This window comes from Streptomyces naganishii JCM 4654 (genome assembly GCF_014650575.1).
Taxonomy (GTDB): Bacteria; Actinomycetota; Actinomycetes; order Streptomycetales; family Streptomycetaceae; genus Streptomyces; species Streptomyces naganishii.
The window spans coordinates 1-9551 of record NZ_BMVF01000041.1 but is presented as its reverse complement, the minus strand read 5'-3'; the positions used below and the strand labels follow the sequence as shown (position 1 = coordinate 9551).

At 73.3% G+C, this 9551-nt stretch carries 2 protein-coding genes; both read right to left on the bottom strand.

Translation table 11 applies throughout. The annotated features are described in order from the left end of the window. On the bottom strand, nucleotides 1–2169 hold a 2169-nt coding region (locus IE217_RS34145), incomplete at its 3' end, for a type I polyketide synthase (protein ID WP_190181849.1). A gap of 61 nt (nucleotides 2170–2230) precedes the next feature. Further along, nucleotides 2231–9551, bottom strand: a 7321-nt coding sequence (locus tag IE217_RS34140; protein WP_190181848.1) for a type I polyketide synthase, incomplete at its 5' end; no start/stop codon positions are given.

Below are 9551 nucleotides of genomic sequence, written 5' to 3'. Positions count from 1 at the left end.
GTCCTCGGCGGCCTGGACGGCCACCATCGCTCCGCCGCCCGGGAGTTCCTGCATCAGCCGCCCACGAGCCGCCACCAGCGCGCACGCGTCCTCCAGCGACAGCACACCCGCACAGTGCGCCGCCGCCAGCTCACCGATCGAGTGACCGGCCAGGAAGTCCGGCCGTACGCCCCACGACTCCAGGAGCCGGAACAGCGCCACCTCCACGGCGAACAGGGCCGGCTGCGTGTACGCCGTCTGGTCCAGAAGCGCACCCTGCGCACCCTCGTCACCGAACAACGCCTCACGCAACGGCAGTTCGAAGTGAGCCAGGATCTCGTCGAGCGCCCCGGCGAACACCGGGTAAGTCTCGTACAGCTCACGGCCCATGCCCGCGCGCTGGCTGCCCTGCCCGGAGAACAGGAACGCCACCTTGCCCTCGCCCGCGACGCCCTGGACGGCGCCGGGAGGCGTGTCGCCGGCGGCGAGTGCGGTGAGGTCGCGCAGGAGGGCGTCGCGGTCCTCGCTGAAGAGGACGGTGCGGTGGTCGAGCGCGGCGCGGGTGGTCGCGAGCGAGTGGCCGAGGTCGAGCAGGTCGAGGTCGCCGTCGTCCGCGACGCGGCGGTGCAGCCGCTCGGCCTGCGCGGGCAGCGCCTCGGCGCTGTGCGCGGACAGCGGCAGCGGTACCGGCTGCGGACGGGTGCCGGGGGCGACCCCCGCCTGCCCGTCCGCTGACTCGGCGGGAGCCTCGGCCTGGGACTCGACCCGCGCCTCGACCCGTGCCTCGACGGGCGTCTCGACGGGGGCCTGCTCAATGACCGTGTGCGCGTTGGTGCCGCTGACGCCGAAGGAGGAGATGCCCGCGCGGCGCGGCTGCCCGGTGTGCGGCCACGGCTGTGCCTCGGTGAGCAGTTCGACCTGGCCCGCCGTCCAGTCGACGTTGGTGGTCGGCCGGTCGACGTGGAGGGTCGGCGGAAGCACTCCGTGCTCGATGGCCTTGACCATCTTGATGATGCCCGCGACGCCCGCGGCCGCCTGCGTGTGCCCGATGTTGGACTTGATGGAGCCCAGCCAGAGGGGCCGGCCGTCGGGCCGGTTCTGGCCGTAGGTGGCCATCAGGGCCTGGGCCTCGATCGGGTCGCCGAGGGTGGTGCCGGTGCCGTGGGCCTCGACGACGTCGACCTGTGCGGGGGTCAGCCCGGCGTTGGCCAGCGCCTGACGGATGACCCGCTGCTGGGACGGGCCGTTGGGCGCGGTGAGGCCGTTGCTCGCGCCGTCCTGGTTGATGGCGGAGCCGCGTACGACGGCGAGCACCGGGTGGCCGTTGCGCCGCGCGTCGGACAGCCGCTCCACGAGCAGCATGCCGGCTCCCTCGCCCCAGCCGGTGCCGTCGGCGCCGTCCGCGAAGGGCTTGCAGCGCCCGTCGGGGGCGAGTCCGCGCTGCCGGCTGAACTGCACGAACGAGCGCGGGCTGGCCATCACGGTCACGCCGCCGGTCAGGGCGAGGGTGCACTCACCGTTGCGCAGCGCCTGGACGGCGAGGTGCAGGGCGACCAGCGAGGCCGAGCACGCGGTGTCGACGGTGACCGCGGGCCCTTCGAGACCGAAGGTGTAGGAGAGCCGGCCCGAGACGACGCTGGCCGCGTTGCCGGTCATCAGGTAGCCCTCGACGCCCTTGGGCACCTGCTGGAGGATCTCCGGGTACGTCTGGCCGTTGGTGCCGACGAACACGCCGGCGCGGCTGCCCCGCAGGGTCGTCGGGTCGATGCCGGCCCGCTCGAACGTCTCCCACGCCGTTTCGAGGAGCAGCCGCTGCTGGGGGTCCATGCCGAGCGTTTCACGGGGGCTGATGCCGAAGAACGCGGCGTCGAAGCGTCCGGCGTCGGTGAGGAAGCCGCCCTCGCGGGTGTAACTGGTGCCCTGCTGGTCGGGGTCCTCGTCGTAGAGCGACTCGATGTCCCAGCCGCGGTCGGTGGGGAACCCGGATATCGCGTCGCCGCCGGAGGCCACCAGCCGCCACAGGTCCTCCGGAGACTCGACGCCTCCGGGGAACCTGCAGCTCATGGCGACGATCGCGATCGGCTCAGGTTCCTGCGACTCGACCTCGCGGAGGCGTTGCCGTGTCTGGTGCAGATCGGCCGTTACCCGCTTGAGGTAGTCGAGGATCTTGTCCTGATCCGCATCCGCCATTGGAACCTCACCCATGCTTCTCGTCACGAACGACGCGCTGCCAGTGCGCGACGCTGTAGTGCTAAATTCCGAGCTCGTTCTCGATGAAGGCGAAGACCTCGTCGGGCGTGGCCTCCTGGAGCCGTCCCGTCACCGCCTCACCGTCCGGCGCGGACCCGGGCTCGGCCGTGTCCCACTTCGCCAGCAGGGCCCGCAGCCGGGCCGTGATGTCCGTCCTGGTCGGCGCGTCGGGGTCGAGCACCGACAGCGCCGACTCCAGCCGTTCCAGTTCCGCGATGCCGGGCGCCGCCGCCGAGCCGCCGCCCTCCTGTGTGATCTCCGCGCGCAGGAAGTCGGCGAGCGCGGCCGGGGTCGGGTGGTCGAAGACCAGCGTGGCCGGCAGGCGCAGCCCGGTCGCCGCGTTCAGACGGTTGCGCAGTTCGAGCGCGATCAGGGAGTCGAAGCCGAGCTCCTTGAAGGCCCGGGCAGCGCCGACCTCCGCCGTCGAGGGGTGGCCGAGCGCGGCGGCGGCCTGCGTGCGAACCAGTTCGAGGACTACGAGTGACTGTTCCGCCTGAGACATGCCCGCGAGCCGCTGCCGCAGCGCCCGCGCCGCGGACAGGGCCCCGTCACCGCCCGCGCCGATCTCCGCATCACCCGCGTCCGCGGTGCGCGCGAGCCGTCGCAGTTCGGGCAGGTCACCGATGAACGGGCTGGGCCGTACGGCGGTGAAGCCGGGCGCGAAACGTTCCCACTGGATGTCGGCGACCGCGACCGTCGTCTCGTCGTGGTCCAGGGCCTGCCGCAGCGCGCGCAGCGCGAGCCGCGGCTCCATGGCCGGTACGCCGCCCCGCTCCAGCCGGTCGCCCACGGCGCCGTCCGCGGCCAGGCCGCTCTCGCCCCAGCGCCCCCACGCGATCGAGGTGGCGGTCAGTCCGGCGGCCCTGCGGTGTTCGGCAAGGGCGTCCAAGTAGGCGTTGGCGGCTGCGTAGTTGGCCTGCCCGGCGTCACCGAGGGTGCCGGCCACCCCGGAGAACAGTACGAAGGCGGAGAGGTCCAGGTCTCGGGTCAGCTCGTGAAGGTTGCGCGCCGCGTCCGCCTTCGGTCCGAGCACGGTGGCGAAGCGGTCCGGCGTCAGCGCCTCGACGACCCCGTCGTCCAGGACGCCGGCCGCGTGCACGACCGCGGTGAGCGGCCGGTCGGCGGGTACGGCGGAGGCGAGGAGTTCCGCGAGCGCGGTGCGGTCGGCGACGTCGCAGGCCGCGATGGTCACCTCGGCGCCCAACGCGCTCAGCTCGTCGCGGAGTTCGCCGGCGCCGGGGGCGTCCGGGCCGCCGCGGCTGGTCAGCAGCAGGTGCACGGGGGCGGAGTCCGCCTCGGCGTCGCGGGCCAGCCACCGGGCCACGTGCGCGCCGAGGGCGCCGGTGCCGCCGGTGACCAGTACGGTCCCTTCGGGCCGCCAGTCACGGACGGGCTTCGCCTCCGCGAGCGAGGCGCGGGCCAGCCGCCGTACGTAGACGCCGGTGGGTCGGATCGCCAGCTGGTCCTCGCCGGCGAGGGCACCGGACCCGGCACCTGCTCCGGCACCTGCTCCGGATCCGGCCGTGGTCAGTACGGTGGCGAACCGGGTCAGCGACCGCTCGTCCGGGCTGCCGGCGGGCAGGTCGATCAATCCGCCCCAGCGCTCCGGGTGTTCCAAAGCCGCGGTGCGGCCAAGTCCCCACAGCAGCGCCTGCTCCGGGTCGTGCACGGTGTCCGCGCCGTTCACCGACACCGCGCCCTGCGTGGCGCACCACAGCGGAGCGTCGACTCCGGCGTCCCCGAGGGCCTGCAACAGGGCGAGCGAGCCGTGCAGCGCGTGCGGGTGCGGAGCGGCCGCCGTCAGCGCGAGCACGCCCGCGACGGCGCCGGTCGTCTCCGCGGCCGTCTCCTCGCGCAACCGGTCCGCGAGCACCTTGCGCTCGGTGTGGGACGGGCCGAGCACCAGTGTGCGTACGGCGGCTCCGCGCCCGGTGAGCATCCGGCTCGCCGCTGCGGCCCATTCGCCGTCCGCCGCGGCCTCGGGCACCACCAGCAGCCAGGTGCCGGTCAGCCGCCCAGGGCGTTCCTCGGCGATCGGCTTCCAGGTCACGCGGTAGCGCCAGCCGTCGACCGTCGAACGGTCACGGCTCTGCCGCCGCCAGGAGGACAGCGCCGGCAGCACCGGGCCCAGGGGCTCCTTGTCCGCGAGTTCGAGCGTCTCGGCCAGGGACTCCAGGTCCTCGCGCTCGACCGCCTCCCAGAACAGGGCGTCGGCCGGGTCGGCGGAGGCGACCGGAACCGTTTCCAGCGGGGACGCCTCGGGCCAGTAGCGCTGGTGCTGGAAGGCGTAGGTGGGCAGGTCGACGCGGCGGGCGCCGGTACCGGCGTAGACCGCCTTCCAGTCCACCGGGATCCCGCCGACGAACGCCTCACCCAGCGAGGCCAGGAACCGGTCCGGACCACCGTCGTCACGGCGCAGGGTACCCACGACCACGGCCTGACGGCCGGCGTCCTCCGCCGTCTCCTGCACCGCCACGGCCAGCACCGGATGGGCACTGCACTCCACGAACGCCCCGAAGCCCTGCTCCAGCAGCGACCGGACCGCGCCCTCCAGCTCGACCGTACGACGCAGATTCTCGAACCAGTACGACGCCGACAGCTCCGGGCCCTCGACCCACTCACCGGTCACCGTCGAGAAGAACGGCACCTGTACGGGCCGTGGGTTCACGTCGGCCAGGAGGTTCATCAACTCCTCCCGCAGGAGGTCGACTTGGGCGGAGTGGGAGGCGTAGTCCACCGGGACTCGTCGGGCCCGTACCCCGTCCGCCTCACAGGCGGCCAGCAGCTCCTCCAGGGCCTGCGGCTCGCCGGAGACGACGACCGAGGAGGGACCGTTCACCGCCGCCACGGAGATACGGTCCTCGCCCCAGGCGGAGATCTTGTCCCGCACCGCCGCCACCGGCAGCGCCACCGACACCATGCCGCCCAGGCCGGCCAGCACCCGCCCGATCGCCTGACTGCGCAGCACCACCACCCGCGCCGCGTCCTCAAGGCTCAGCACACCCGCCACACACGCCGCGGCGATCTCACCCTGGGAATGACCGACCACAGCCGCCGGCTCCACGCCTGCGGAGCGCCACAGCTCGGCCAGGGACACCATCATCGCGAACAGGGCGGGCTGGACCACGTCCACCCGGTCCAGCGACGGCGCACCCGGCGCCTGCCGCAGCACATCCACCAACGACCAGTCCGTGAAGGGGTCCAGCGCCGCCGCGCACTCATCGATCCGGGCAGCGAACACGGGTGAAGCGTCCAACAACGCGGAGGCCATGCCTACCCATTGCGACCCCTGTCCGGGGAACAGGAACACCCCCTTGCCCCCCGTGCCCGACCCCTGCACAAGCCCGGCCGCGCCGCGTTCCTCGGCCAGCGCGCGCAGTCCGGTCAGGAGGTCGGCGCGGTCGTGGCCGATGACCACGGCCCGGTGGCCGAGCACGGCTCGGGTGAGCGCGAGGGAGGATCCGATGTCGGCCGGTTCGAGGTCGCCGTGTGCCTCGACGTGCTCCAGGAGCCGCTGCGCCTGGTCGCGCAGCGCCGTCTCGGTCCTGCCGGAGATCACCCAGGGCAGTGCCGTGCCGTCCGTGAGGAGCGGCTGCGCGGCTTCCCCGGCCGGGTCACCGGAGTGCTCCACCCGCTCCGTGTCGTTTAGCGGGGCCTCCTCCAGTACGGCGTGGGCGTTGGTGCCGCTGAAGCCGAAGGAGGAGACGGCGGCCCGGCGCGGGCGACCCGTGTCGGGCCACTCGGTGTTGCGGGTCAGCAGCTCGATCGCGCCGGAGGACCAGTCGACGTGCGGGGTCGGCTCGCTGATGTGCAGGCTCGGCGGAAGCACACCGTGCCGCATCGCGAGCACCATCTTCATCACACCCGCCACACCCGCGGCCGCCTGGGCGTGACCGATGTTGGACTTCACCGAGCCGAGCAGCAGCGGGCGTTCCCCGTCCCGGCCCTGTCCGTAGGTCGCGAGGAGCGCCTGCGCCTCGATGGGATCGCCCAGGCTCGTCCCCGTACCGTGCGCCTCCACGGCGTCCACATCGGCGGTCGTCAGACGGGCGTTGGCGAGCGCCTGACGGATCACACGTTGCTGCGAAGGCCCGTTGGGAGCCGTCAGTCCGTTGCTCGCACCGTCCTGATTGATGGCGCTGCCCCGCACCACGGCCAGCACCGGGTGCCCGTTGCGGCGCGCGTCCGACAGCCGCTCCACCAGGAGCAGGCCGACACCCTCGGCAGGGGTGAAGCCGTCGGCGTCGGCCGAGAATGCCTTGCAGCGGCCGTCCGTGGACAGTCCGCGCTGCCGGCTGAACTCGATGAAGGTGCCCGGGGTCGACATGACCGTGACTCCGCCGGCGAGCGCCAGCGAGCACTCGCCGGTGCGCAGCGCCTGCACCGCCATGTGCAGGGCGACCAGCGAGGCGGAGCACGCGGTGTCCACCGTCACGGCCGGGCCTTCGAGCCCGAAGGTGTAGGCGACTCGGCCGGATACGACACTGCCGGCCGTTCCCGTGGCCAGGTGGCCCTCGTAACCGGCGTCGGAGGCCTGCATGACCAGGGAGTAGTCGGAGCCGTTGGTGCCGACGAACACACCGGCCTGGCTGCCGCGCAGGGTGGCCGGGTCGATTCCCGCCCGTTCGAACGCCTCCCACGAGGTCTCCAGCAGCAACCGCTGCTGCGGATCCATCGCCAGCGCCTCACGCGGCGAGATCCCGAAGAACGACGGGTCGAAACGCGTGGCGTCCGCAAGGAAACCACCCTCACGCGTATAGGTCGTCCCCTGCGCCTCCGGATCCGGGTCGTACAGCCCCTCCACATCCCAGCCCCGGTCCACCGGGAACCCCGACAGCGCGTCCCCACCCGACTCCAGCAACCGCCACAGGTCCTCCGGCGACCGCACGTCACCAGGGAACCGGCAGCTCATCGCCACGATCGCGATCGGCTCGTCATCTGCCGCGGTGGCGGCGGCAGGGGCGGCAGTCGCGGCCGCCGCTCCCGCGGCCCCGCCCGACGTGCCGGTCGCCCGGGCCAGTTCGTCCCGCAGGTATCCGGCCAGCACGGTGGGGGTCGGGTAGTCGAAGATCAGGGTCGGGGGGAGTTTGAGCGCGGTGGCGGCGCCGAGGCGGTTGCGCAGTTCGACGGCGGTGAGCGAGTCGAACCCGAGTTCCTTGAACGCCCGGTTCGCCTCGACCGCCTCCGGGCCCGCGTAGCCGAGCACGGACGCCACGCCCGTACGCACCAACTCCAGGAGCAGCCTCTCCTGCTCGGCCGCCGGGCGGCCCGTGAGCCGCTCGATCAGCTCGCTGCCTGCGGACGTGTCGGCCTCGGCGTCGGCGCGCATGCCGTCCATCACGGCGCGTGCCTCGGGGAGGTCGTTGAGCAGGGGGCGCGGCCGGCCGGAGGTGAAGGCGAGCACGAAACGCTTCCACTCCATGTCGGCGACGGTCAGTGCCGTCTCGTCCCGGTCGAGGGCGTGGCCCAGGGCGGTGACGGCCGACTCGGGTGCCATTTCGAGCACGCCGTGCCGTCGCATGCGGTCGCCCACCGCGCCTTCCGCCATGCCTCCGTCGCCCCACGGGCCCCAGGCGACCGAGGTCGCCGGGAGTCCGGCGTCGCGCCGGCACTGCGCGAAGGCGTCGAGGAAGGCGTTGCCGGGCGCGTAGTTGCCCTGGCCGGGGGCGCCGAAGGTGGCCGCGAAGGAGGAGAAGAGCACGAACGCCGACAGGTCCAGCTCACACGTCAGTTCGTGCAGGTTGCGGGTGGCATCGACCTTGACCCGCAGGACCCGGTCCAGCTGATCCGGGGTCAGCGCCTCGACCACGGCGTCGTCCAGTACGGCGGCGGTGTGCACCACGGCGGACAGCGGCCGCTCGTCCGGTATCGCGGCGAGGAGTTCTGCGAGCGCGGTGCGGTCGGCCACATCGCAGGCTGCGATGGTCACTTCGGCGCCCAACGCAGTGAGCTCGTCGCGGAGTTCGCCGGCCCCGGGGGCGTCCGGGCCGCTGCGGCTGGTCAGCAGCAGGTGCACGGGGGCGGAGTCCGCCTCGGCGTCGCGGGCCAGCCACCGGGCCACGTGCGCGCCCAGGGCACCCGTACCGCCGGTGACCAGCACGGTGCCTCGCGGCTTCCAGTCGCGGGTGACGGGGGTGCGGTCGAGGGGGGCGCGCACCAGGCGGCGTACGAACAATCCGGTGGGGCGGACGGCGAGTTGGTCCTCGTAGCCGGTGGCGGCGAGGGCCGTCGCCAGGCGTGTGAGCGAGCGCTCGTCCGGCTCGGCGGGCAGGTCGACGAGACCGCCCCAGCGTTCGCCGTGCTCCAGGGCCGTCACCCGGCCCAGGCCCCAGACGAGCGCCTGCTCCGGGGCGTCGAGGGTGTCGGCGCTGTTCACCGAGACCGCGCCTCGGGTGGCGCACCACAGCGGTGCGGTCACCTCCGCGTCGCCGAGGGCCTGCACCAGCGCGAGGGAGGTGTGCAGCGGCTGCTCGGCGTCCAGCGCGAGCAGCGACAGCACACCGGCCAAGTGCTCCTCGGTCGCGGCGATCTCACCGGCGGCCTCATGGATGAGGGCCGTCAGCGCGTGACGATCGGCGGTGGCCGGGGCCAGTACGCGTACCGCGGCGCCGCGTGCGGTGAGGGTGCGGGCCACGTCGGCCGTCAGCCCGGTCTCGTCGTCGTCCGGCGCGATGAGCAGCCAGGTTCCGGTGAGGCGGGTGGCGGCGGAGGTGCTGTCGTCGGGCAGCGGCTTCCAGGTGACCCGATAGCGCCAGCCGTCGAGCGTCGACGTCTCACGGCTGCGCCGCCGCCAGGAGGAGAGCAACGGCAGCACCTCGCTCAGCCGCTGGTCCCCGTCGACCTCCAACTCGGCCGCCAGCGCCGCCCAGTCCTCCCGCTCCACCGCCTCCCAGAAGCGCGCGTCCACGGAGTCGGTGGGGGCGCCGCCGTCGGACTCGGGGACGGTTCCGGACTCCAGCCAGTAGTTGTCGCGCTGGAAGGCGTAGGTGGGCAGGTCGACGCGGCGGGCGCCGGTACCGGCGTAGACCGCCTTCCAGTCCACCGGGATCCCGCCGACGAACGCCTCTCCGAGCGAGGTCAGGAACCGGCCCGGACCACCGTCGTCACGCCGCAGGGTACCCACGACCACGGCCTGACGGCCGGCGTCCTCCGCCGTCTCCTGCACCGCCATGGCCAGCACCGGATGGGCACTGCACTCCACGAACGCCCCGAAGCCCTGCTCCAGCAGCGACCGGACCGCGCCCTCCAGCTCGACCGTACGACGCAGGTTCTCGAACCAGTACGACGCCGACAGCTCCGGGCCCTCGACCCACTCACCGGTC